General features: G+C 68.2%; 23 protein-coding genes. 18 read left to right on the forward strand and 5 right to left on the reverse strand.

Annotation, left to right across the window (positions count from 1 at the left end; all coding sequences use genetic code 11):
• Positions 1–2 precede the first annotated feature (2 nt).
• The 3 genes from Verru16B_RS05015 (at position 3) to upp (ending at position 3,812) form a co-directional block, all read left to right on the forward strand.
• Entirely contained in the window at positions 3–2,396 is a 2,394-nt protein-coding gene (locus Verru16B_RS05015; RefSeq protein ID WP_069961259.1) for a penicillin acylase family protein, read from the forward strand.
• Positions 2,397–2,465: 69 nt separating this feature from the next.
• The gene (locus tag Verru16B_RS05020) at positions 2,466–3,101 is read left to right on the forward strand and encodes a hypothetical protein (protein WP_157772224.1); all 636 of its coding nucleotides are present in this window, start codon (positions 2,466–2,468) and stop codon (positions 3,099–3,101) included.
• Between the two features lie 93 nt (positions 3,102–3,194).
• On the forward strand, positions 3,195–3,812 hold the full coding sequence (gene upp, locus Verru16B_RS05025; RefSeq protein ID WP_069961261.1) for a uracil phosphoribosyltransferase: 618 nt from the start codon (positions 3,195–3,197) through the stop codon (positions 3,810–3,812).
• An 84-nt stretch (positions 3,813–3,896) separates the two neighbouring features.
• Here upp and Verru16B_RS05030 read toward each other — a convergent pair whose 3' ends face one another.
• Positions 3,897–5,396 carry a Gfo/Idh/MocA family protein gene (locus tag Verru16B_RS05030; protein ID WP_069961262.1) on the reverse strand — a complete coding sequence of 500 codons (1,500 nt, stop codon included), beginning with the start codon at positions 5,394–5,396 and terminating at the stop codon, positions 3,897–3,899.
• Positions 5,397–5,500: 104 nt separating this feature from the next.
• Here Verru16B_RS05030 and Verru16B_RS05035 point away from each other — a divergent pair, with 104 nt between their 5' ends.
• From Verru16B_RS05035 to Verru16B_RS05065, 7 genes are all read left to right on the forward strand, one after another.
• Positions 5,501–5,833, forward strand: coding sequence for a nucleoside triphosphate pyrophosphohydrolase family protein (locus tag Verru16B_RS05035; RefSeq protein WP_069961263.1), 333 nt, complete (start codon positions 5,501–5,503; stop codon positions 5,831–5,833).
• Positions 5,834–5,993: 160 nt separating this feature from the next.
• Complete coding sequence (locus tag Verru16B_RS05040; RefSeq protein ID WP_069961264.1) at positions 5,994–6,884, forward strand: class I SAM-dependent methyltransferase; 891 nt, start codon at positions 5,994–5,996, stop codon at positions 6,882–6,884.
• Positions 6,885–6,886: 2 nt separating this feature from the next.
• Positions 6,887–7,897: a lipid A deacylase LpxR family protein gene (locus tag Verru16B_RS05045; RefSeq protein ID WP_069961265.1), complete on the forward strand. Its 1,011-nt coding sequence runs from the start codon at positions 6,887–6,889 to the stop codon at positions 7,895–7,897.
• 5 nt (positions 7,898–7,902) lie between these two features.
• On the forward strand, positions 7,903–8,631 hold the full coding sequence (locus Verru16B_RS05050) for a sugar isomerase domain-containing protein (RefSeq protein WP_069961266.1): 729 nt from the start codon (positions 7,903–7,905) through the stop codon (positions 8,629–8,631).
• 83 nt (positions 8,632–8,714) lie between these two features.
• On the forward strand, positions 8,715–9,674 hold the full coding sequence (locus Verru16B_RS05055; RefSeq protein ID WP_069961267.1) for an N-acetylglucosamine kinase: 960 nt from the start codon (positions 8,715–8,717) through the stop codon (positions 9,672–9,674).
• 36 nt (positions 9,675–9,710) lie between these two features.
• Positions 9,711–10,604, forward strand: a complete 894-nt coding sequence (locus Verru16B_RS05060; protein ID WP_069961268.1) for a 3-methyladenine DNA glycosylase — start codon at positions 9,711–9,713, stop codon at positions 10,602–10,604.
• Positions 10,605–10,703: 99 nt separating this feature from the next.
• Positions 10,704–11,162 (forward strand): hypothetical protein, encoded by a 459-nt coding sequence (locus Verru16B_RS05065; RefSeq protein ID WP_069961269.1) that lies wholly within the window; start codon positions 10,704–10,706, stop codon positions 11,160–11,162.
• A 19-nt stretch (positions 11,163–11,181) separates the two neighbouring features.
• Here Verru16B_RS05065 and Verru16B_RS18590 read toward each other — a convergent pair whose 3' ends face one another.
• Complete coding sequence (locus Verru16B_RS18590) at positions 11,182–12,774, reverse strand: hypothetical protein (protein WP_069961270.1); 1,593 nt, start codon at positions 12,772–12,774, stop codon at positions 11,182–11,184.
• A 100-nt stretch (positions 12,775–12,874) separates the two neighbouring features.
• On the opposite strand from Verru16B_RS18590, the gene Verru16B_RS05075 reads away from it, so the two are divergent.
• Both Verru16B_RS05075 and Verru16B_RS05080 read left to right on the forward strand, forming a co-directional pair.
• Complete coding sequence (locus Verru16B_RS05075; protein ID WP_237023470.1) at positions 12,875–13,981, forward strand: hypothetical protein; 1,107 nt, start codon at positions 12,875–12,877, stop codon at positions 13,979–13,981.
• Between the two features lie 96 nt (positions 13,982–14,077).
• Positions 14,078–14,605, forward strand: coding sequence for a methyltransferase family protein (locus tag Verru16B_RS05080; RefSeq protein WP_069961271.1), 528 nt, complete (start codon positions 14,078–14,080; stop codon positions 14,603–14,605).
• A gap of 17 nt (positions 14,606–14,622) precedes the next feature.
• On the opposite strand, the gene Verru16B_RS05085 is transcribed toward Verru16B_RS05080, so the two are convergent.
• On the reverse strand, positions 14,623–15,084 hold the full coding sequence (locus tag Verru16B_RS05085) for a DUF5069 domain-containing protein (protein ID WP_069961272.1): 462 nt from the start codon (positions 15,082–15,084) through the stop codon (positions 14,623–14,625).
• Between the two features lie 111 nt (positions 15,085–15,195).
• Entirely contained in the window at positions 15,196–15,531 is a 336-nt protein-coding gene (locus tag Verru16B_RS05090) for a glutaredoxin family protein (RefSeq protein WP_069961273.1), read from the reverse strand.
• Positions 15,532–15,625: 94 nt separating this feature from the next.
• Here Verru16B_RS05090 and Verru16B_RS05095 point away from each other — a divergent pair, with 94 nt between their 5' ends.
• The 3 genes from Verru16B_RS05095 to recA all read left to right on the forward strand — a co-directional run bounded on the left by Verru16B_RS05095 (position 15,626) and on the right by recA (position 18,358).
• Positions 15,626–16,642: a DUF2891 domain-containing protein gene (locus Verru16B_RS05095; RefSeq protein WP_069961274.1), complete on the forward strand. Its 1,017-nt coding sequence runs from the start codon at positions 15,626–15,628 to the stop codon at positions 16,640–16,642.
• 159 nt (positions 16,643–16,801) lie between these two features.
• Complete coding sequence (locus tag Verru16B_RS05100; RefSeq protein WP_069961275.1) at positions 16,802–17,155, forward strand: DMT family protein; 354 nt, start codon at positions 16,802–16,804, stop codon at positions 17,153–17,155.
• A 120-nt stretch (positions 17,156–17,275) separates the two neighbouring features.
• Entirely contained in the window at positions 17,276–18,358 is a 1,083-nt protein-coding gene (gene recA, locus Verru16B_RS05105; RefSeq protein ID WP_069961276.1) for a recombinase RecA, read from the forward strand.
• 79 nt (positions 18,359–18,437) lie between these two features.
• Here the strand turns inward: recA and pdxH are convergent, their stop codons facing one another.
• On the reverse strand, positions 18,438–19,019 hold the full coding sequence (pdxH, locus tag Verru16B_RS05110) for a pyridoxamine 5'-phosphate oxidase (RefSeq protein ID WP_069961277.1): 582 nt from the start codon (positions 19,017–19,019) through the stop codon (positions 18,438–18,440).
• A gap of 124 nt (positions 19,020–19,143) precedes the next feature.
• Between pdxH and Verru16B_RS05115 the strand changes: the two genes are divergently transcribed.
• The 3 genes from Verru16B_RS05115 to mnmE all read left to right on the forward strand — a co-directional run bounded on the left by Verru16B_RS05115 (position 19,144) and on the right by mnmE (position 21,874).
• Entirely contained in the window at positions 19,144–19,599 is a 456-nt protein-coding gene (locus tag Verru16B_RS05115) for an SRPBCC family protein (RefSeq protein ID WP_069961278.1), read from the forward strand.
• 92 nt (positions 19,600–19,691) lie between these two features.
• Entirely contained in the window at positions 19,692–20,477 is a 786-nt protein-coding gene (locus Verru16B_RS05120) for a tetratricopeptide repeat protein (protein ID WP_069961279.1), read from the forward strand.
• A gap of 44 nt (positions 20,478–20,521) precedes the next feature.
• Positions 20,522–21,874 carry a tRNA uridine-5-carboxymethylaminomethyl(34) synthesis GTPase MnmE gene (gene mnmE, locus Verru16B_RS05125; RefSeq protein WP_069961280.1) on the forward strand — a complete coding sequence of 451 codons (1,353 nt, stop codon included), beginning with the start codon at positions 20,522–20,524 and terminating at the stop codon, positions 21,872–21,874.
• Positions 21,875–21,894 lie beyond the last annotated feature (20 nt).

A 21,894-nucleotide genomic window follows, 5' to 3' on the forward strand; every position in this document is an offset into this window, starting at 1 on the left:
CCGTGACCGACCCGCTCTGGAAACGCCTGCAGCTGCTCGTCTCCGTCCTGAGTGTCGTGCTCGTCCTCGCCTTGCTGGTCGCCGGGGTGTTCGCCTGGCGCATGCGCGGCAGCCTGGCCGTGCTCGACGGCCAGCTCTCCATTCCCGGTCTCACGGCCCCGGTTAAGATCGAACGCGACGCGCTGGGCATCCCCACCCTGACCGGCGCCTCCCGCACTGATGTCGCCCGCGCGACGGGTTTCGTCCACGCGCAGGACCGCTTCTTCCAGATGGATCTGCTGCGCCGCAGCGGAGCGGGCGAACTCGCGGCCCTGGTCGGCCCCGCCGCCGTACCCCTCGACCAGGCCCACCGGCTCCACGGCTTTCGCCGCACCGCGGAAAAGGCCCTCGCCCGGCTTGAGCCCGGTCCGCGCGCCGTCCTCGAGGCCTACACCGTCGGGGTCAATGCCGGGCTCGCCGTCCTCCCGCAATCCCCGTGGGAATATGCGGTGCTCCGCACGGCGCCCGAGCCGTGGCGCGCCGAGGACAGCCTGCTAGTCATCTACGCCATGTGGTTCGACCTGCAGGATGCGACCGGCAGCTTCGAACTGAGCCTGGGCACCCTGCGCGAAAGCCTCGGCGGCCTCGGCGCCAATTTCTTCGCCCCGCGCGGCACCTCGTGGGACTCCGCCCTCGACGGCAGCACGTTCCCCGCCGCCCCGCTGCCGCCCCTCCGTCTCCCATCCGCCACCCCGGACGCCCCGCCCACGGCCCACACCGTCTCGGAGCGCCTGCCCGTCGGCTCCAACAGCATGGCCGTGGCCGGCACCCACACCGCCGGCGGTGCCGCCCTGCTCGGGAACGACATGCATCTTGGCCTGCATACCCCCAACATCTGGTATCGCGCCGTGCTCGCCTGGACGGATCCGGCCGGTACGCCTCGCCGCGTGGTCGGCGTCACCCTGCCTGGCACCCCGGCCGTCGTCGTCGGCAGCAACGGTCACGTCGCCTGGGGTTACACGGTTTCCTATGCCGACACCTCCGATGTGGTGATCGTCGAGACGGAGACCACGGCCGAGGCCTTTTACCGCACGCCCACCGGCTACAAGGAAATCGAGCACCGCCGCGAGACGATCGCCGTCAAAGGCGGCGAACCCGTCACCTTCACGGCGCGCTGGACCGAGTGGGGGCCCCTCTTTGCCGCGGCGGGCAGCGGGCAATTCCACGCCCTGCGCTGGAACGCCCACGACCCCGAGGCGACCGACCTGACGGTCCTCGAGCTCGAAACCGCCCCCACCGTGGAAACGGCCCTCGCCATCGGCCGGCGCGCCGGCCTGCCCAACCTTAACCTGCTCGCCGCTGACTCCGCCGGTTCGATCGGCTGGACCCTGACTGGACGGATCCCGCGGCGCGTCGGCTACGACGGACGCCTCCCGGTCTCCTGGTCCTTCGGCGACCGCGCCTGGGCCGGCTGGCTCGCGCCCGATGAGATCCCCGCCATCGTCAATCCGCCCGACGGCTTTCTCTGGACCGCCAACCAACGCCTGGTGGGCGGCGAGGCCTACGCCAAGCTCGGCGACGGTGGCTACTTCACCGGCGCCCGCGGCGCCCAGGTCCGCGACGGCCTCCGCCAACTCGTCGCATCCGGCCAGCCCGCGCAACCGGCCGACCTGCTCGCCATCCAACTCGACGACCGCGCCCTGTTTCTCGCACGCTGGCAGAAAGCCTTGCTCACCGTGCTGACCGACGAAGCCGTCGCCGCCCGCTCAGCCCGCGGGGACCTGCGCGAGGCGGTGCGCGCGTGGGACGGGCGCGCAAGCGTCGACTCCGCCGCCTACCGCCTGGTGCGCCTGTGGCGGCTCAAACTCGCCGCCCGGGCCTTCGCCCCGTTCTTCGATCGGGCCGGCGCCACCGAACCCCGTTTTTCCTCGGGCAACTTCCAGTATGAGGACGCCCTCTGGCAGCTCGTGCAGGAACGGCCCGACCGCCTGCTCAATCCCGCGCACGATTCCTGGGAGGCCTTGCTTCTGGCGGCGGCCGACGACGTCCTGGCCGAGACCGAACGCGCCGGCATCTCCCCCACCCGTTTCACGCAGGGAGCGGCCAACACCCTGCGCATGCGCCATCCTTTCAGCCGTCTGCTTCCTGATTTTCTGGCCGGCTTCCTCGACATGCCGGCCCAGCCGCTCCCCGGCGGCAGCGACCTGCCCCGCATGCAACAGGCCTCGTTCGGTGCCAGCCAGCGGATGGTCGTCGCCCCCGGCCGCGAAACCGAGGGCCTCTTCCACATGCCCGGCGGCCAGAGCGCCCACCCCTTCTCCCCCTTCTACCGCGCCGGCCACGACGCCTGGGTGAAGGGCGAGCCCACGCCACTCCTCCCCGGCCCGGTACAGCACACGCTGATACTCAATCCGTGATTCGTATCTGAACATCAGGCTTGTTGGCTTAGGCTGCCGGAGGTACAGGACGTGCGGGCCATTAACATCATGAAGTCTTTGCGTCCGGCTCTTGCGTTGATCCTGATCGCCGTCGTCGCCGGGTTTCTCGCCTGGGGCTACCGCCAGTTTGACCGCGGGGCCACCATCCCCCTGATCGACCGCAATGATCCCGTGTATGCGGACGTGCTCGTGCATCTTGATCGCCGAGCCCTGTTCACGCTGACGGGGCTTCCCAACCGGTCGCTCGAGGATGTGAGTGCGGAGCGTCTGCAAGTAGTCCAGCAACTATCCCGCGCCCGCCTTTCCCAAGCCGTTTACGAAGCAAGTATTGCGCGCGTGCAATCCCGCGCGGGCCAGGCCGTGCGCATCGAGGTTGACCCCTATCGCTGGGCCGGAAGGAAACTCGAACGCCAGGTGATGCACGAATGCAGTTCTCGCGATGACGCGGAGCAGCAGCGGCGGATCCGGAACTTTTTCATGGATTTTGGCACTCCCCGGCAGGTGCTTACCGTCACCACGCGGACGGAACAGATCGATGGCAGTCCGCTCGCCGTCTATTCCATCCGGCATGATTTCGGCGGCTGGAACGTGATCCCGATGTCTGTCGGCTCGTTGCTTCCCGCGTCGCATCTCGTGCTCTACGCGCCCTTCCAACAGTGGTTCCCGGTGCCTGATCAGCAGTAATCCAAAGACGCTTCCCCGCACGGGATCAGACCACTTATTGAGCGTTGAATGTTGGATGTTGATTGTTGAACGTTCCAGTGGCCTCCGCCGCCCATGCCTCTCCACGTCCTGAACCACCCGCTCGGCACCCATGTGCTGACCCACCTGCGCGACAAGACCACCAAGCCCGCGCTGTTCCGCACCCTCAGCTACCAGATCGCCCTGCTCCTCTCCCTCGAGGCCACCCGCGATCTCGCCACGGAGGAAAAGAAGATCGAGACCCCGATGGAGCCGATGACCGGCCGCGTCCTCGCGCGCCCGCTCGTGATCGTGCCCATCCTGCGCGCGGGCCTCGGCATGGTGCAGCCCTTCCAGGATATCTACCCCGATGTCTCCATCGGCTACGTCGGCCTCGAGCGCGACCACACCACCGCCATCGCCCGCAGCTATTACTGCAAGCTCCCCCCGCTCGACGGGCGGCGCACCATCGTGGTCGACCCGATGCTCGCCACCGGCGGCTCGGCGGCGCAGGCGATTGACGTCGTCAAGGCCGCCGGCGCCCGCGAAATCGTCTTCGTCTGCATCGTCGCCGCGCCCGAGGGCGTCGCCACCCTGTCCCAGGCCCATCCCGAGGTTCCCATCCACGCCGGCGTCCTCGACCGCCAACTCAACGCGAAGAAGTACATCATGCCCGGCCTCGGGGACTTCGGCGACCGGCTCTACGGCACCTGACCGCCGCCCGCCGCGGTTGCGCGTGCGCTTTTGTGCGGTCGCCCCGAGCGGCCGTTTTCGGGTCCGAGGTCTTGCCTCCACCCGTCACGCCAGCGCTGGCACGATGTATGGCGCCCGGTCCGTGCGCTTGAGCAGCGCGTTCGCCACGGCCGCCCCTTCACCGATGCACCGCTCGGTCGCGGCATCCACCGTGAGCAGGGCGCCCAGCACCACCGGCGTCCGCCCGAGATCCACCGCGTTGGCGGCGACGTGCTCGGTCATCCGGCCGTAGGCTTCGGCCAGCGCGGCGTCGCCCTCGAGGCTCTCGCGGATCTCCCCTTCCGGGGCCGCGCGACCGAGGGCGTGCGAGATGCCGCCCAGATGACCGAGCGCGCTCGAGAGGTGCGCTTCCTCGATCTGGCCGTAGAGCTCGGCCGTCTTCCGGCTGCGCACGACATCGATGAAATTCTGCATCAGTCGATCTTCGCCGCGGAACTCGCGCAGCCGCTTGCCCTCCCGGTCGTAGGCGGCGGCCGCAAAATACTCCGGCACCACAATGGAGCCGCCCTCACAGTCGATCACGTTGCCGATCCGGACCCCGCGGTATTCGTCCATCGAGGCCGCCAGCGCCCCGGCCGCCTCGGCGCCGACTGCGCCCGGTTTACCTTCGTCGGGATCCTGCTTCGCCGGCAGGCCGCGCACCTCGAAAATCAGCGGGGCGGTGGGAAAATCATGCACCACAACCTGCGTGTTGGGCGTCTCGCCATCATCGACGTAACCCAGCCGGCCGCCGATGCTCAGCGTGTGCCGCGGCAGTCCCGGCTCGCCCAGGAACAGGCGCGCCACGTCCATCTGGTGGATCCCCTGGTTGCCGATGTCGCCGTTGCCGTAGGCGTTGAACCAGTGCCAGTCGTAATGGAAGCGTCCGCGCCGCGGCGCCTCAACGGGCGCCGGCCCGAGCCAGAGATCGTAATTGAGGCCGGCCGGCACCGCCTGCGGTCCCGTGGTGCGCCCGATGCTCTTGCGGCGCTTGTAACAAAAACCCCGCGACGCGGTGATCGGGCCGAGATGCCCCGCCCGCACCCACGCCACCGCCTCGTGCAGACCGGCGCCGGAACGCATCTGCGTGCCCGCCTGCACCACGCGGTTGTATTTCGTCGCCGCCGCCACCAATTGGCGCCCCTCCCAGAGGGTGTGCGAAACGGGTTTCTCCACGAAGACGTCCTTGCCCGCCTGACAGGCCCAGATGCCCATCAGCGCATGCCAGTGATTCGGGGTGGCAATGGTGATGGCGTCGATGTCCGGCGAGTCCAACAACGCGCGCACATCGGTATATTTCACCGGCGTCAGCCCGTCTTGCGCGAGTCCCGCCGCCGTGCGTTCGAGCACCGCCGGATCCAGGTCACAGATCGCCACGATCCGCACGCCCGCCACCGCCCGGAGGCTGGTCAGGTGGTGCCGACCCCGGCCGTTGAGGCCGACGACCGCCACGCGCACGTCTGCGTTGGCTCCCGCCACCTGCGCCCAGGAGCGCGCGCTCCAGACGGTCGTGGCGGCGGCCAGCGTGGCGGTTTTCAGGAAGTCACGACGGGTCGGGGATTTCATGCGGACCAAGGGGGTTGGGGTTCAGTCTACGTACAACCGGACCGCCCGCCCCGCAAACGGAATTCTTGCCGTGTCTTTTTTCCGATCCGTGACAGACCGGGTCCATGGAATTGTCCCAGCTCTCCACCCGCGCGCTCCAGATCCGGGAACGCTTCGCCGCCCACGAACAAGCCCGCGCCGGCCGCAGCTGGACCCGCGAGGAAATCATGCAGGGCTTCGTCGGCGATGTCGGCGACCTCATGAAACTCGTCATGGCCAAGGCCGGCGCCCGCCCGATCGCCGAGGTCGACCGCAAGCTCGCCCATGAACTCAGCGACTGCCTGTGGAGCGTGCTCGTGCTGGCCCAGCTCTATAACGTGGACCTCGAGCGGGAATTCCTGGGCACGATGGCTGAGATCGAGGCCAAACTTCAGGCTCCCCCGCCGGCGAAACCCTGAAGGACGGCCCCCCATCATCTTCAATGCGGCGCAGCCTCCAAGACCTGTGGGCGGCCGGCTCAGCTGACCGCCGCCGGGTCTACGGCCCGACCGGATTCCCCCCGGCCCCGCCCGTGATTTGGCATTTGGCGTTTGGCTTTTTCCCCCTCTACTACGCCGCATGACCATTGCACGCCCAGGCCTGATTGTCGCCGACCGCTGGCAGGATTACCGCCTGCTCGACTGCGGCGACGGCATGAAGCAGGAGCAGTGGGGCCGCTACAACCTCGTGCGCCCCGATCCCCAGATCATCTGGCCCAAGACCGGCGGCAAGTCCTGGACCAACTGGGACGGCTTCTACCACCGCAGCGAGACCGGCGGCGGCAAGTGGGAATACCGCCAGCAATTGCCCGAGCACTGGACCGTCCGCTACGGCGCCCTCACCTTCAAGATCCATCCCACCAGCTTCAAGCACACCGGCCTCTTTCCGGAACAGGCGGTCAACTGGGACTGGTTCTCCCAGAAGATCCGTGACGCCCGCGCCGCCGGCCGCGAGATCAGCGTGCTCAACCTCTTCGGCTACACCGGCGCCGCCTCGGTCGCCGCCGCCGCCGCCGGCGCCAGCGTCTGCCACGTGGACGCCGCCGAGGGCATGGTGAAATGGTGCCGCGAAAACGCGACCCTCTCCGGCCTCGCCGACGCGCCGGTCCGCTACATCACCGACGACTGCATGAAATTCGTCCGCCGCGAGATCAAGCGCGGCCGCAAGTACGACGCCATCATCATGGATCCGCCGACCTACGGCCGCGGCAGCACCGGGGAGATGTGGAAGCTCGAGGACCACCTGTGGGGCCTGCTCAGCGAGTGCAAACAGGTACTGAGCGACCGCCCGCTGTTCTTCCTGATCAACGCCTACACCGCCCGCCTCTCCCCTTCCGTGGTGATCAACCTCCTCGACGGCCTGATGCACGACGCCGGCGGCCACATCCACGGCGGCGAGGTGGGCCTGCCCATCCAGAAGGATGGCAAGATCCTCCCTTGCGGGATCTACGGCCGCTGGGAGTCCGCCTGACCATGAAACGCCTTCTCCTTTTGCTGCCCCTCCTCGTGACGGGCGCCGCCGCCGACTTCCTCCCGGCCTTCCGCTTCCGGCACAGCACCGTCAGCGTGGTCAGCGAGAACGACAAATACTTCGCCGGCACCGACCGCCACTACACCAATGGCTTCAAGCTGACCTGGCTGGGCGAGACCGACCTCAACCAGTCCAAGGAATTCGTGCAGACGGCCGCGCGCCTCATCCCGTGGATGGATCCCCTGCACCAGGACTGGCACTACAAGGTCGGCTCCGCCCTCGGCCACAACACCTACACCCCGACCTACACCGACACGCCGGCCCTCCAACCCGACGACCGGCCCTACGCCGGCTGGCTCTACGGCTCGATCCTCCTGCACGCGCAGGTGGAGAATCAGCTCCGCCTGGTCGAGCTCTCCGTGGGCATCATCGGTCCCTCCGCCCTCGGTGAACAGATTCAAAACACCTGGCACGACGTGATCAACGTCCCCCACGCCGAAGGCTGGGCCCACCAGTTGCACGACGAACCCGGCCTTCAGCTGTCCTGGGAGCGCCGCTACCGCACCAAGCAGTGGAACGAGTCGACCGGCTCGCGGCTCGGCATCGATCTGATGTTCCGCCATCGCGTCACCCTGGGCAATGTCGCCACCCACCTCGCCGGCGGCGCAGTTGTGCGCGTGGGCTGGCGCCTGCCGGCGGATTTCGGCGCCGACCTGATCCGCCCCGGCGGCGGCAACATGGCGAACGACGGCTCGCCCGACCGTTTCTCCGCGTACACCTACGCCAGCGGCGAGGTGCGCGCCGTGGCCCGCGACCTCTTCCTCGACGGCAACACGTGGCGCGACAGCCCCTCGGTCCGCAAGCGCCCGGTCGTCGCCGACCTCAGCCTCGGTTTCGTTCTCCACTGGCCCGAATTCCAGATCGCTTACACCCAGAACTACCGCACCAAAGATTTTTACGGCCAACGCCGCCGCGATGTGTTTGGGTCCGTGGGCCTCTCCTACTCCCGCTGAAACCCATGGCCTCGATCGCCGACACCTACTACGCCACCGCCACCGCCCTGCTGGCCCGCGCCCGTGAACAGAACGCCCCGCGCCTCAAGCAACTCGGCGCGATCCTCGGGGCCTCCGTCGCCGGCGGCGGCGTGATCCACACCTTCGGCAGCGGCCACAGCGAGGTCATCGGCCGCGAGATCATCGGCCGCGCCGGCGGCCTCGTCTGCGTCAGCGGCCTCTTCGACCCCACCGGCGGCTTCATCGAGAACATGGTCGGCTACGGCACCAAGCTCGCCGAGCGCTACGACCGCCAGTACGGCCTCCTCGCCGGCGAGACCATCATCGTCATCTCCAACTCCGGCAAGAATTCTTCCCCCATCGAGGTCGCCCTCTACGCGAAGCAAAAGGGGATGACCGTCATCGGCCTGACTTCTGTCGCGATGTCCTCGACCGCCGCCACCGTCCACCCCGGCGGCAAAAAACTTCACGAGGTCTGCGACCATGTGTTGGACAACCTCGGCCTCCCCGGCGACGCCATCGCCCCCGTGACCGACGGCGTGATGGCCGGACCGACGTCCACCCTCATCGGCGCCACGCTCCTGAACCTGCTCATGCTCGAGACCATCGACTGGCTCAAGGCCGGCGGCCATGCCCTCCCGATCCTCCGCAGCCAGAACATGCCCGACGCCATCGCCTACAACCGCACCCTCGGCGCGAAATACAAGGGCCGCCTCAGCCGCCAGCTGGCGTAGGCTTGGGTCACAGAGATCACCGAATCCAAACCTGAGACCACCGAGCCAGTTCTCCGTGCCCTGCTCCTAACTCTGCGCTCTCTGTGTCTCACTCTGCTTTCAAGATCGGCGTCGACGGCGGCGGCACCAAGACGGAGCTCATCCTCGTCGATGCCACCAGCACCGTCGTCGCGCGACACCTCGCGCCCGGTTGCAACCCCAGCCAGACCGGCCCGGACCAAGCCCGGGAGATTCTCCGCGCCGGCCTCCAAGCCCTGCTCGCCGCCTATCCCGTCTCCGGCCTCCCCCCTTCGGTCTCCGCCCTGCATCTCTATATGGCCGGCTCCCCCCTGTTCTGGCGCGAGGTGGCGGACTCCCTCACCGGCTATGGCCCCGTGGTGACCGGTCCCGATTCGCTGCCCGTGCTCGAACTCGCCACCGCCGGCGCCCCCGGCCTGGTGCTCCACGCCGGCACTGGTTCGTTCGTGGCCGCGCGCGCGCCCGGCGGCTCCGTCCACTACGCCGGTGGCCTCGGCTGGAAACTGGGCGACGCCGGCAGCGGCTTCGACCTCGGCCGCCGCGCAATCGCGTACGCCCTGCTGGAACTGCAGGCCCGCTCCGCCACCGAGACCAGGCCCCTCTCGCCGCTCACCGCGGCGCTCCAGGCTCACACCGGCCTGCCCGACTACGCCACGCACTCCCGCTTCTTCTACAACGACCCGGCGGCCAACGCCACGATCTCCGCGTTTGCCCCCCGCGTGCTCGAACTCGCCGAACACGACTGCGGCCCCGCCCAGCAGGTCGTCGCCGACTCGGTGACCGATCTCGCCCGCCTCGCCGACCAGGTCATCCACCGCCTGTTCCCGGCGGATCCTCAACCAAGTCGAGCGGGCATCTCTTATCCTCCCCCGCTGCCCTGCGGCGTGAGCGGCCGCATCCTCAATTCCGTCCCCGCCGGCTTCGCCCTCCGCTCGCTGGTCGCCAAGCTGCGCTGGCCGGTGACCCTCACCTTTATCACCGCCGCCCCGTCCGAGGGCGTGCGGCGCCTGCTCGGCAAGCTGTAGGAGTCTGTTTACCCCCGTCCGGCTCCCCAACCTCGCTTGCAAGCAAGCCCCCACAGTGCCGCGCTCACCCTGCTGGCCGAGCCCGACTGGCGTGCCCGCCAGTCCGCGCACGAGGCGCGCGTACGCGCGTGGACCGATCCGCACCAGGCCCGCCAAGCGCGCGGCGAGAAGCACCCGGTGGAGGACTTCCTGTTCGAATACTACCGCTTCCGCCCGAGCTGGCTGCGCCGCTGGCATCCCGGACCGGATGTCGTGCTGCTGGGCGAGAGCGCCCGCGAGTTCCTGCGCTGGCCGGAGTATCACGAGTCCGATGGCGGCATCGCCCTCAACGTGGCCGCCTTCGAGGCGAAGCGGCGCGACTCCCTCGTCTGGCTGCTCGGTCTGCTCCGCGCCACCGCGGAGCGTCCGCCGATGTTCGCCTGCTTCGGCCTGCACGAGTGGGCGATGGTTTACCGCCAGACGCCCGACGAGGTGCGGCACAACGCCTGGCCGCTGCGCTTCCCGCCCGACGAGCTCGCCCGCATCGTCGAGGCCCAGCCGGTCCGCTGCTCCCACTTCGACGCATTCCGATTCTTCACTCCGCCGGCCCGGCCGCTCAACCGTCTCCAGCCCGAGCGATCCACCGTCACGCAGCTTGAACAGCGCGGCTGCCTCCACGCCAACATGGACCTCTACAAGTGGGCGTTCAAACTCGCCCCCTTCACCCCCGCGGAACTCACCGCCGACTGCTTCGCCCTCGCGCGCGACATCCGCGAGGTCGACATGCGCGCGAGCCCCTACGACCTCGCCCGGCTCGGCTATCCGCCCATTGGGATCGAAACCCCTGAGGGGCGCGCCACCTACGAAACCCACCAGCGCGCCTTCGCCGACCGCAGCCAGCCCCTCCGCGCCCGCCTGATCGCGCTCTGCGCGCGCCTCCTCGCCCCCTGAACCCCTGATGCGTTGAAACCTACCCCCTTCTGCGCGCTATCCCCTTCCCTTGTTTTGCCCCACTTGAATTCCGACGCTCCCACCCCATCCATCCTCCCCATGTCCACCCCCGCCCCCGGTTCCCTGCTCATTGACGAGGTCGAACGCCTCTTTCCTTCCTACTTGGAGGATCCGGTCGATCGCGACATGTCGCGCGGCAATGCCGCCGTCGCCGTAATCGAGCCGGATGGACGGATCCACGGACGCATCTTCGGGACCGAGGCCGCCCGCGGCCAGTGGTGCCTCGGCATCGCGCACCGGAAGCTCGCGCAGGTCTGGCGCACCGGCTACGCGACCGGCCATTTCGAGACCCTGGTCTTTGCGGGAAAACTCGACGAGGGGAAATTCGGCGTGAACCGCCCCGACTTCATCGGCTGGGAGGGCGGCGTGCCGCTCGAGGATGCCTCGGGTCGTCTGTACGCCGCCGCCTTCTCCGGCTTCCGCGGGGTGAAGGACATCGAGATCCTCGCCCGTGCCGCGGTCGCGGCCGGCCTGCGCGTGCGCCAGAATCCCAGCTGAGCTCCGGGTGGACCCGCCTTCAAGGCGAGGTCGCGCGCCCCGGCACCAGCCGCGCGCCGAAGCAGGCGAAGCTGATGCCCCGGGCCGTGTTGGCCGCGCCCTCCTGCGCCGGCGGCGCCGGGCTGCGGAGTTCCAGCGCCAGGCCGCCCCTTGCCGCCGGCAAGGACGGCAACGTGATCCACTCCGGCCGGTCTCCGATGCGCCCCTGCCAGACGCGGACGCCGGCATGCCAAACCTCCAGCGCACGAGGCGTCACCCCGCGCACCTGCAGCTCGACCTGCACGTGCGACTGATGCGGCCAAACGCGGAACGACAGGCCGCCCTCGCCTTCACACCACGACCAGCGCCACCGGTTGTTCCATTCGGCCACCGACCAGCGGGCATCGGTCTCCAGCACATAGCTCGTCCGTCCCGCCGCCGCGCTGGTCAGCAGGTGCGGCGCGCCCGGTGCGGCGTGAAACGACCAGAGTCCGCTCACCACTGAAAGGTTGCCCAGCAGCAGCCACCCCAGCGCCGCCCGCCGCCGCGCCGCGAGCACATTGAAAACCAGGGCCACCGGCAGCAGCACGCGCGAATACGCCCCGGGCAACCCCTCCCAGACCGCCGGGCCGAGCACGGCGCCAAGCAGCACGAAGAGCAGGCCCACCCGCCACCACGGGCTGCGGGTTTCGCGAAAACACAGCAGGTAGGCGGCCTGCCCGGTGAGCGCCACCAGATCAAGCCAGCCACACAGCAACAAGCCGCGGTTCGCCTCCACCCCGGTCGACCGCCACAGCTCGCGCCACTCTCCCAGCCAGCCGACCAGCGGCAGCGTGACGTTTTCACTCCCCGCGCTGGAGGGACCCACCGACCGCTGCACATAACTCCACCACACCACCAAGGGCAGTCCGGCCAGCAACGCCAGCAGGCCGCGTCGCACCCAGAGGCCGCGGGGCGTTTTCCCCTCGGGCCACCACGCGCCGGCGCCCAGCAAGGCCGTCTCGCGCGCCAGTCCGGCCAGTCCCAGACAGAGCGCGGCGGTCTTCTCCCGCCCCCGCTCGATCAAAAGCAGGCCGCCGGCCAGCAATGTGGTCGCGGCCAGGTCCGTCAACGCCAGTCGCACGCTGGCCAGCGTGCCGCTGGCGAGCAGCACCGCCGCCCAGGCCGCGGTGTTCCGCCAGCCCCCGGCCGCCGGCAACACGCGCCAGAGGATTCCGGCCAGCCCAAACCAGACGATGACATTGAGCCAGGCATACGCGTGGACGGCGGCCACCGGCGCCCCGCCGCCCGCCACCCACGCCACCGCGCTGAGCAAAATCCGGCGCGCGCGGTACCCGAGATCGTCCACCGCCGTGGCGAGCTCCGGGTCCCGCAGGGCGGGACTGGTCGCGATCTGCGCATAATAGGCGCCGTCGTAGCGTCCCGCCTCGCGATGGATGAAGACCGGCGCATCGCGCAGGCTCGCGGGCAGCAGCGCCTCCGTGACCGGGTCGGCCTGGAGCAACGAGGTGAACCCGTAATACGGCGACCAGAAGCGCGCGATGAGCAGCGCAAACGCCACCAGCAGGGCCCCGCGCGCCACGCGGTTCCCGGTCGCCGCGGAGGGCAGGTGTGCGCGCAAACGATCGAACATCCCGCGCACCACAAGGCGGGACCGGCCCCGACGCAACCCCGGAGCAGCCGGCCCCGCGGGTGTTGCCACGGGCTCGGCACCGGTCCAAGGTGGCGGGCCGATGGAAGACACGCCCGCCCAGACCCCCGCGTTGCGCACGCGCAAAAAACCGAGCTACCCCATCGGCGAGGGCCTGCGCGCCTACCTGAAAAAATTCCGGCGCGAGCGCGACCTGCCGGTCACCTACGAGCGGCTCCGCCACTTCCACGAGGCCGTCCCCATCATGGACGGCACCGGCCGGCCCACGCTGTGGGACTCGGTCGCCTACCGCGCCGAGGACATCCCCGCGCTCAACGAGGATCTCAAGCGCATCTACGCGTTGCTGCGCGTCGACGGCGATTTCTCGGTCATGCAGCACCTCTACATCGACCGGGTGGACTTCTGCACCTTCGGCAACTCGATGCCGTTCCGCATCCGGATCGTTAACGCGTTCAACGACAATCCCGACTACTTCTACATCAAGAAGGCCGACGCCTCGCGCATCTACGGCCTCGAGCTCGAGCACCTGCTCTCGCCCAACCGCCTCAACTTCCTCACCCACGGCAACACCCTGATCGAGGAGCACATCGCGGGCGTGCCGGGCGACATTTTCAGCGTCCGCTGGCTCAACAGTCCGGAGATCAAACCCATCCGCATCGCCAAGGAGCTGGTGAAGTTCAACGAGCGCTGCTTCGTGCGCCTGCTCGGCGACATGCGCAGCTACAACTACGTCGTCGTGCTCACGCCCGACTTCGAGGGCTGGCAGGTGCGCATCCGCGCCATGGACTTCGACCAGCAGTCCTACCACGGCCGCAAAAACTTCTACCTGCCGCAGTTCTTCAAGGAAAACTCCGCCCTCGCCCAGTTCTGCGTCAAGCACCTCCACCCCCAGACCGCGCTGCAATACCAGCGCGAGGAACAGTCGCTCATGCTGGCCCGCGCCGAGGTCGCGTCGGTCCGGCTCCACTCGCTGCTCGATGTCATGGAGCGCGACCCCATCGCGCCCGATGAAAACGTGCAGACACTGCGCACGGGGCTGGCGGAGCACTTCAAGTCCGACCGCTACCACCGTTGCACCAGCATGGGGGCGCTGGTGCGCGAGAACCTCGAGATGCTCCGCCGCTACCACGGCATGGGCCTGGGCTCGCTCGGCGCCGACCTGATGATGCAGCCGCCGGCGGCTCCCTGATCCCGCGGGAAATCCGCCCGGCGCCCGGCGCGAGACATATCGCGTTACGGGGTTGATCCCGTCGGGACGCGCCGTCAATTTCCCGCCGGGCCACGCATGAAACCCTTCTGGCTGCTGCTCAAGAACCTCCTGTACCTGCTCGTCGTGCCCGGCGTAATCGCCGGCTGGCTGCCCCTGCGGGTGTTTGAGCGGCGCCCCCGCTGGCCCGCCACGTGGGGCTGGGCGGAGTGGACCGGCATCGGCCTCGCGCTGGCCGGGGCCGCGGTGTTTCTACACAGTGTCTGGGTGCTCGCGCGGCGCGGCCAGGGCACGCCGGCGTTTTTCGATCCGCCGCGGAAATTCACGAAGCGCGGGCCTTACCGGTGGGTCCGCAACCCGATGTATTGTGCGTTGTTCGCCCTCGTCGCGGGCGAGGCGCTCTTTTTCCGCTCGTGGCACATCGCCGTGTATTGGGTGTGCCTCGTCTGCGTCCTGCACCTGCTGGTCGTGCTGCACGAGGAACGCGAACTGCGTTTCCGCCACGGGGCCGTCTACGAGGATTACAAGCGCGAGGTGCCCCGCTGGCTGCCGCGCAAGCCCCGGCCCGTGCTCCAGACCGTGCCCCCGTTCGGCCCGCGCGGTTAAGGCGCCGCGGATCTGCCCTACTCGATCCGCCCCTCGTCAAAGTCCATCAGGTCCACGATGCTGATGATGTCGGCGGTGCGGTCGGGACAGCCCATGGCCGTGAGCGCCTCCTTGAGGAAATCCCGCCCGGCGGGCGTCATGCCCTTCTGCACATACTCGCGGTTCCATTTCGCCGCGCGGACGTCCGCCGGGAAGAGGGCCCGCAGCTTCGCGTCGATCTCGGCCTCGCCGGCGGACTCGTGCACGATTTTTTCCACCGCGGCGGGATCCACCCCCAGATGCAGGCAGAGGAACCGGTCCATGCCGCGCTTGTAGTTCTTGGCGTAACTGGCCGGCAGCGCCCCGTGCGCCTTGACGTATTGGCACTTGGCGATGAACCGAGGCAGGTGCAGCAGGCCGGTGGCCGCATGCGGCAGGTAGGCTGAGGGCAGATCGCGCAGGACTTCGCCGGAGGATCCGGGGATGGGTTTCGAGGGCATGGGGACGGGTTCAGTGCTAGGGGCGAAGCGCCCGGAGCCAAGCCCGCAAAAAGGCCGGACTCACGGGAGTCCGGCCGGAAAGCGGGGGCGCTGTGTTTTTCGGACCGGGGCTCAGAAGAACCGCACCGGCTTCGCCTGCATCGCGGCATGCTCGGCGTCGGAGCAGCCGGCGTTGGTGGCGACATCCACCGCCGCGTCGTTCGCCTTGATCAGGTTGTTGGCGAGCATGTAGTTCTCAACTTCCTCGCCGGAAATGTCGGCCAGCATCACGCCGTCGATCTCCACGCAGGGGGAGAGCGGCTGCCCGGACTTGCGCACCATCTCCTCATAGTTGGCGCGGTTGTTGATGATGTCGATGTCCTCGAAGGCGAGACCGTGCTTGCGCATGATGGCGCGCACCCCGTTGGACCAGCCGCAGGACGGCTTGAGATAGGCTTTGATGTTCATGGATGAAAATTCGTGGAAATTTACAGACGGCACAACTTATGCGGTGTTATTTCTACTTCAACTTATTCTTTCACTCCGCCTAGTCTGATCGTCCGTGTCCTCCTCCTTTCCCGTTCTCTCCCCCCAGCAGGCCTCCGAATTCGCCCGCCTGGGTCTGGCCAACGTCAGCCGCGAATACCCGCACCTGCTGCAGCACGCCCTCAACGCGCCCGAGGACGCCCGGACGCCCCGCCAGTTGCACCCGGCCTTTTACGGCAGCTACGACTGGCACTCCTGCGTCCACCAGCACTGCATGCTGGCCCGGCTGGCGCGGCTGTTCCCCGACCTGCCCGAGCGGGCCGAGATCGACCGCGTGCTGGCCGCCCACCTTTCGGCCGAAAACATCGCCGCCGAGACCGCCTACTTCACCGCCCCCGGCCGCAGCTTCTTCGAGCGCCCTTACGGCTGGGCCTGGCTGCTCAAGCTGGCCGAGGAACTCCAGCGGCACGACGCCACGCTCGCCCGGAACCTGGCCCCGCTGGTCGCGGTGGTGCGCGCCGGCCTGCTCGCCTACCTGCCCGCCCTCACCCACCCCGTCCGCCACGGCGTGCACAACAACACGGCCTTTGCCGTCAAGCTCGCCCTCGACTACGCCCGCGCGGCCGACGACCAGGAGCTGAAGCTTTTCTGCACCAGCCGCATGGCCTACTGGTTCGGCCATGACACCGACTACGGCGCCCGGTGGGAACCCTCCGGCGAGGACTTCCTCTCCCCCGCCCTCACCGAGGCCGAGGTGATGGCCGCCGTGCTGCCGCCCGACAACTTCAGCCGCTGGCTCAGCCGCTTCCTGCCCAACCTGCACACGGGCGAGCCGGTCAAGCTCTTCACGCCCGTGCGCGTCAGCAACCCCTCCGACCCGAAGATCGCCCACCTCATCGGCCTCAACCTCAACCGCGCCTGGTGCTGGCGCCGCATCAGCCTCGCCCTCGCCGAGTCCGACCCGCGGCAGACCCGGGCCCGCGAGGCCGCCGTCCGCCACCTCGAGGCCGCCCTGCCGATGATCGACGTCAGCGACTTTAACCGCGCCCACTGGCTGGCCTCGTTCGCGGTCTACGCCCTGACCGAATCCTGACCCCCGTGGGCGGCCAGCTTGCTGGCGCCACACCGTCGGCATCGAATCCGTGGCGCGAGCAAGCTCGCCGCCCACCCCTGGTCTCCGTCCATGGCGCCCCCGGATTCGTGATTGGCCCTGGCCGAGGAACCCCTAACGACTAACCCCGAACCCAATCCCATGAGCACCATCCTGCTACTGACCCTGTCCAATATCTTCATGACCTTCGCGTGGTACGGTCACCTGAAGTTTTTCCACGACAAGCCGCTCTGGGCCACGATCCTCCTCTCCTGGGGCATCGCCTTCTTCGAATACTGCCTGATGGTGCCGGCCAACCGCTACGGCTTCGGCAAGTTCACCGGCTACGAACTCAAGATCATGCAGGAGGTCATCACCCTCGTCGTCTTCGTCGCCTTCGCCTGGCTCGTGCTCGGGGAAAAACTCAAGTGGAACTACGCCGTCAGCCTCGCCTGCCTCGCGCTGGCCGCCTGGTTCGCCTTCGGCGTGAACCGCCCGCCTGCCCCCGCCGCCTGAGTTTAGGCGGTTTTTTTGCACTCCGTCCTTGCCCGGCCGGGACCCGGGGCAAATGTCTCCTGACATACGGCTGTCATCCCTCTCTGCTAAGCTGTCCCTTTAACCCTTCACCCGCTTCCCATGTCCAAAGCTGATAAGTCCAAGTCCGACTCGCGCGTCGCCACCGCCGAGAAATCCGCCAACCCCGCCCGCGAGAAAAACATCGAGCTCGCTGTCTCCTCCATCACGAAGCAATTCGGCGACGGCTCGATCATGCGGCTGGGCAGCAACAGCAAGATGAAGGTCGAGACCCTCTCGACCGGCTCCCTGGCCATCGACCTCATGCTCGGCGTCGGCGGCCTGCCCAAGGGCCGCATCGTCGAGATCTACGGCCCGGAATCCTCCGGCAAAACCACCTTCTGTCTCAGCGTCATCGCCGAGGCCCAGCGCCAAGGCGGCCTCGCCGCCTTCATCGACGTCGAACACGCCCTCGACCCGAAATACGCCAAGGTCGTCGGCGTCAGCCTCGACGACCTCCTCGTCTCCCAGCCCGACTCCGGTGAGGACGCGCTCAACATCATGGAGACCCTCATCCGCTCCAATTCCATCGACGTCATCATCCTCGACTCCGTCGCCGCCCTCATCACCAAGGCCGAGCTCGACGGCCAGATGGGCGACATGACCATGGGCAGCCAGGCCCGCCTGATGTCGCAGGCCATGCGCCGCCTCACCTCCGTCGTCAGCAAGACGAACTGCGTGTGTATTTTCACCAACCAGATCCGCGAAAAGATCGGCGTGATGTTCGGCAACCCCGAGACCACCTCCGGCGGCCGCGCGCTGAAATTCTTCTCCTCCATCCGCCTCGACATCCGCCGCAAGGACCAGCTCAAGACCCCCGACGGCAAGGTCATCGGCAACCGCACCAAGATCAAGGCGGTCAAGAACAAGGTCGCCCCGCCGTTCACCGAGTGCGAGTTCGACATCATGTACGACGAGGGCATCTCCGCCACCGGCTCGCTCCTCGACCTCGGCCTCGACCACAAGGTCCTGGAAAAGAAGGGCGCGTGGATCGCCTTCAACGGCGAGCTCGTCGGCCAGGGCCGCGAAGCCGCCAAGGAGGCCTTCAAGACGAACCCCGACCTCGCCGCCAAGGTGAAGGCCGGCATCCTCGAGAAGGTCAGCGTCAAGGGCGGCGACTCCGTCACCGGCGACAAGGAAGACTGAGTCCGCCGCGCCGCCGCTCGTTTTGATTTTCAACCCGCGCCCGACCGGCGCGGGTTTTTCATTTTAGGGAAAAATCAGCTTACGGAAACAGCCACTCGTGATGCCACGCCGACCCGATCAGCGTGAAACGCTGCCGGTCGTGGTGCCGGAAGGGCCGCTGGTGCCAGAACTCGATCTGCGTCGGCACGACGCGGAAACCAGACCAGAAGGGCGGCCGCGGCACGGTGCCGACCCCGAAGCGCATCGCCTCCTTCGTCACCGCCTGCTCCAGCTCGTAACGCCCGTTCATCGGGCGCGACTGGTGCGAGGCCCAGGCCCCGAGCTGGCTCAACCGCGGCCGCGTCGCGAAATACGCATCCGCCTCGGCCTCGGTCGTCGCCTCCGCCTTGCCACTCACGCGCACCTGCCGCTCCAGCGCGGGCCAGTGCAGGCACAGCTCGGCCCGCGGATTCGCCCGCAGGTCGTCGGCCTTGGGGCTGTCGAGGTTCGTGTAGAACACGAAGCCGCGCGCGTCCGCGTGCTTGAGCAACACCATGCGCACCGCCGGCCGGCCCGTCGCATCGGCCGTGGCCAGCGCCATCGCGGTCGGGTCGCCTTTCTCCCGGTCGCGGGCCTCGGCAAACCATTCCTGAAAAAGCCGGTGGGGGTCGGGCAGTTGCATGGCGCCATTTTCGCAGAGACCGGCGGCGGGCTCTGCGCCCGGCTTGGCGGACCATGCGCATGCCTTGCGCGCCCGATCGCGGCACCCGGCGCGACCCGCCACCCGTAAGTATAACCATCCGCCCATGCCTCGCCTGCTCTACACCCAGTTCATCCCCGCCGATCCGGCCGCGGTCTGGGAATTCTTCGCCACGCCCCGCAACCTCGACGAACTCACCCCGCCCGAGGTGAAGTTCCAGATCCTGAGCGAACTGCCCGCCCGGATGTACGCCGGCCAGCTGATCGCTTACCGCATCTCCCCCGCCGCCGGGATCTGGCTCAACTGGCTGACCGAGATCCGTCACGTGCGCGAGGGGGCCTACTTCGTCGATGAACAACGCGCCGGCCCCTACCGCTTCTGGTATCACGAGCATCATTTCGCGCCCGCCCCCGGCGGCGTGACCATGACCGACCGCGTCCACTACGAGGTCGGCTGGGGCCCCTTCGGCTGGCTCGCCGACCGACTCTGGGTCCGCGCCCAGCTGGAACGCATCTTTGCCTACCGCCGCCAGCGGGTCGCCGCGCTCTTCGGCGGCGCCTGATGCGCGGTCGCGGGGATAATCCCCGCGGCCCGCCTTGCCAAATCCAGCGGGCGGACCAAGGTGCTGCCGTCTGGTTCACCCCTCCCCGTCCCATGCGCCGATTCGCTTTCCTTGGTCTGCTGCTGCTCGCGCTCGGCGCCACCACCGGCCTTGCCGCCAAGGCAGACGCCGCGGCGAAGATCACCCCGCCCGAATTGATTTCCAAGGGCGCCGCCGCCCCCGCGTGGAAAAATCTCCAGCAACTCCGGGCCCTCGCCGCGCAAGGCGACCCGGCGGCGTGCTTCGCCCTCGGCACGCGCCTGCTCGAGGGGGATGACGAACTCGCGCGCGATCCCGCGCAGGCCCGCACCCTGCTCGAAACGGCCGCCGCGGGCGGCGTGGCCGACGCCCACTTCCGGCTCGGGAAAATCTATCACGACGGCCAGGATGTCCCGCGTGACTACGCGCGGACGCTGGAACATTATATCGCCGCCGCGCGCCTCGGCATCCCCGAGGCCCAACACAACCTCGGCGCCATGTTCGTCAGCGCCCGCGGCGTGAAACGCGATCTGGTCGAGGGCCTCGCCTGGCTCCTGGTGGCCGAGCAATCCGGCGCCGGTTCCCCGGCCGCCCAACAGGTGCGGGAACGCCTCGCCCAACGTCCCGCTGATCTCCGGGCGGCCGAAACCCGCGCGCAGGAAATCGCCGCCGACCTGCCCAACGCCACGGTGCGCTTTGGTCCCGCCCCGCTCGCCGCCCCGCCACCGGTGTCAGCCGCGGCCCCCGTGATCACCTCTCCCGCGGCTCCGCTCCCCGCCTTGGTCAGGCCCAAAATGGATCCGATCGGGCCCATCAAGCTCGACGTGCCCACCTCGGCGCCCCCGCCGGCGCCGCGGTGATTTTCCCTTTTGCGTTCACCCGGCCGTTCGCTTGGGTGGGGCGAATGTCGTTCCCCTCTGATGCCATCGCCGCTCTCGCCACGCCCGTGGGCACCTCGGCGATCGCGGTCGTGCGGGCCAGCGGCGCGCAGGTCCCGGCGCTCGTGACCGCGATTTTCGGCGAGACTCCCCCGCCCCGTCTGGCCCGGCATGCGGACTACAAGGATATCGCCGGCCGGCTCGTGGACGACGTACTGTTCACCTTTTTCGCCGCGCCAAACTCGTTTACCGGCGAAGACACCGTCGAGATCTCCTGTCACGGCAACCCGTTCATCGCACAACGGATCCTCGAGGACCTCTTCGCCCGCGGTTGCCGGCCGGCTGAGCCGGGCGAATTCAGCAAGCGTGCCTTCCTGCACGGCCGCCTGGATCTCACGCAGGCTGAAGCCGTGATGGACCTGATCCATGCCCGCAGCGAACGCGCCCTGACCGCGGCCAACCAGCAGCTGCGCGGCTCCCTCGGCCGGCAGATGGACTCCCTTATCTCGCAGCTGATCAATGTATTGGCGATGGTTGAGGCCTATATCGATTTCCCCGAAGAAGATCTGCCGGCGGAAGACCGCGCCGCCGTCCTGCGCTCCTTGGCCCAGCTGAAAACGGACACCAATCGCCTGCTCGCCACCAGCCACTACGGCGCGATGTTGCGCGATGGCATCAAGACGGTGATCCTCGGCGAACCCAACGCCGGCAAAAGCAGCCTGCTCAACCGTCTCGTGGGCCGTGAACGCGCCCTGGTCAGCCCCGAGCCCGGCACCACGCGTGATTACCTCGAGGAACGCGTGCTGGTGGGTGCGCATGCCCTGCGCCTGATCGACACCGCGGGCCTCAACCCCAGCCCCACGTCCCTCGAGCAGCGGGGGATTGAAAAAACCCTCGAGCAGGCCGCGGAGGCGGATCTGTTTCTCTGGGTCATCGATGGCACCCGCCCCTTGCCCGTGCTGCCCCCGGCGACCGCCCAACGACTCACCCCGGAAAACACCCTCGCCGTCTTCAACAAGGCCGATCTCGGCGGCGGCCAAGTGTCCGTTCCCACCCTGCCCTTTCCCACGCTCCGCGTGTCCGCACTCACCGGGCTCGGTTTCGACCAACTGCCACCCGCCATCGCCCAACTGGCCGACGCCTTTCAAAATCAGGTCGGCTCGGAAATCATCGCGATCAACGCCCGCCATGCTCATGCGCTCGAACAGGCGCGGGCCTGTCTGGATTCAGCCGCCACCAAGCTGGCGGACGGAGTCGATACAGCGCTCGTGGCCAGTGACTTGCGCGGGACGATGGACGCCTACGGCCAGATTTCCGGCAAAATCGACCACGAACGCGTGTTGGACCAGCTCTTCGCCACCTTCTGCATCGGAAAATAGTACTATATCAAAATATAGCA

The organism is Lacunisphaera limnophila (assembly GCF_001746835.1).
Classification (GTDB): domain Bacteria; phylum Verrucomicrobiota; class Verrucomicrobiia; order Opitutales; family Opitutaceae; genus Lacunisphaera; species Lacunisphaera limnophila.

What these genes read in the sequence shown, in the direction of transcription:
- Verru16B_RS05030 (WP_069961262.1), bottom strand. Translation starts at nt 5,396, where the DNA reads ATGAAATCCCCGACCCGTCGTGACTTCCTGAAAACCGCCACGCTGGCC.
- upp (WP_069961261.1), top strand. Translation starts at nt 3,195, where the DNA reads ATGCCTCTCCACGTCCTGAACCACCCGCTCGGCACCCATGTGCTGACC.
- Verru16B_RS05040 (WP_069961264.1), top strand. Translation starts at nt 5,994, where the DNA reads ATGACCATTGCACGCCCAGGCCTGATTGTCGCCGACCGCTGGCAGGAT.
- Verru16B_RS18590 (WP_069961270.1), bottom strand. Translation starts at nt 12,774, where the DNA reads ATGTTCGATCGTTTGCGCGCACACCTGCCCTCCGCGGCGACCGGGAAC.
- Verru16B_RS05080 (WP_069961271.1), top strand. Translation starts at nt 14,078, where the DNA reads ATGAAACCCTTCTGGCTGCTGCTCAAGAACCTCCTGTACCTGCTCGTC.
- Verru16B_RS05050 (WP_069961266.1), top strand. Translation starts at nt 7,903, where the DNA reads ATGGCCTCGATCGCCGACACCTACTACGCCACCGCCACCGCCCTGCTG.
- Verru16B_RS05115 (WP_069961278.1), top strand. Translation starts at nt 19,144, where the DNA reads ATGCCTCGCCTGCTCTACACCCAGTTCATCCCCGCCGATCCGGCCGCG.
- Verru16B_RS05045 (WP_069961265.1), top strand. Translation starts at nt 6,887, where the DNA reads ATGAAACGCCTTCTCCTTTTGCTGCCCCTCCTCGTGACGGGCGCCGCC.
- pdxH (WP_069961277.1), bottom strand. Translation starts at nt 19,019, where the DNA reads ATGCAACTGCCCGACCCCCACCGGCTTTTTCAGGAATGGTTTGCCGAG.
- Verru16B_RS05100 (WP_069961275.1), top strand. Translation starts at nt 16,802, where the DNA reads ATGAGCACCATCCTGCTACTGACCCTGTCCAATATCTTCATGACCTTC.
- Verru16B_RS05020 (WP_157772224.1), top strand. Translation starts at nt 2,466, where the DNA reads ATGAAGTCTTTGCGTCCGGCTCTTGCGTTGATCCTGATCGCCGTCGTC.
- mnmE (WP_069961280.1), top strand. Translation starts at nt 20,522, where the DNA reads ATGTCGTTCCCCTCTGATGCCATCGCCGCTCTCGCCACGCCCGTGGGC.
- Verru16B_RS05085 (WP_069961272.1), bottom strand. Translation starts at nt 15,084, where the DNA reads ATGCCCTCGAAACCCATCCCCGGATCCTCCGGCGAAGTCCTGCGCGAT.
- recA (WP_069961276.1), top strand. Translation starts at nt 17,276, where the DNA reads ATGTCCAAAGCTGATAAGTCCAAGTCCGACTCGCGCGTCGCCACCGCC.
- Verru16B_RS05065 (WP_069961269.1), top strand. Translation starts at nt 10,704, where the DNA reads ATGTCCACCCCCGCCCCCGGTTCCCTGCTCATTGACGAGGTCGAACGC.
- Verru16B_RS05120 (WP_069961279.1), top strand. Translation starts at nt 19,692, where the DNA reads ATGCGCCGATTCGCTTTCCTTGGTCTGCTGCTGCTCGCGCTCGGCGCC.
- Verru16B_RS05035 (WP_069961263.1), top strand. Translation starts at nt 5,501, where the DNA reads ATGGAATTGTCCCAGCTCTCCACCCGCGCGCTCCAGATCCGGGAACGC.
- Verru16B_RS05075 (WP_237023470.1), top strand. Translation starts at nt 12,875, where the DNA reads ATGGAAGACACGCCCGCCCAGACCCCCGCGTTGCGCACGCGCAAAAAA.
- Verru16B_RS05090 (WP_069961273.1), bottom strand. Translation starts at nt 15,531, where the DNA reads ATGAACATCAAAGCCTATCTCAAGCCGTCCTGCGGCTGGTCCAACGGG.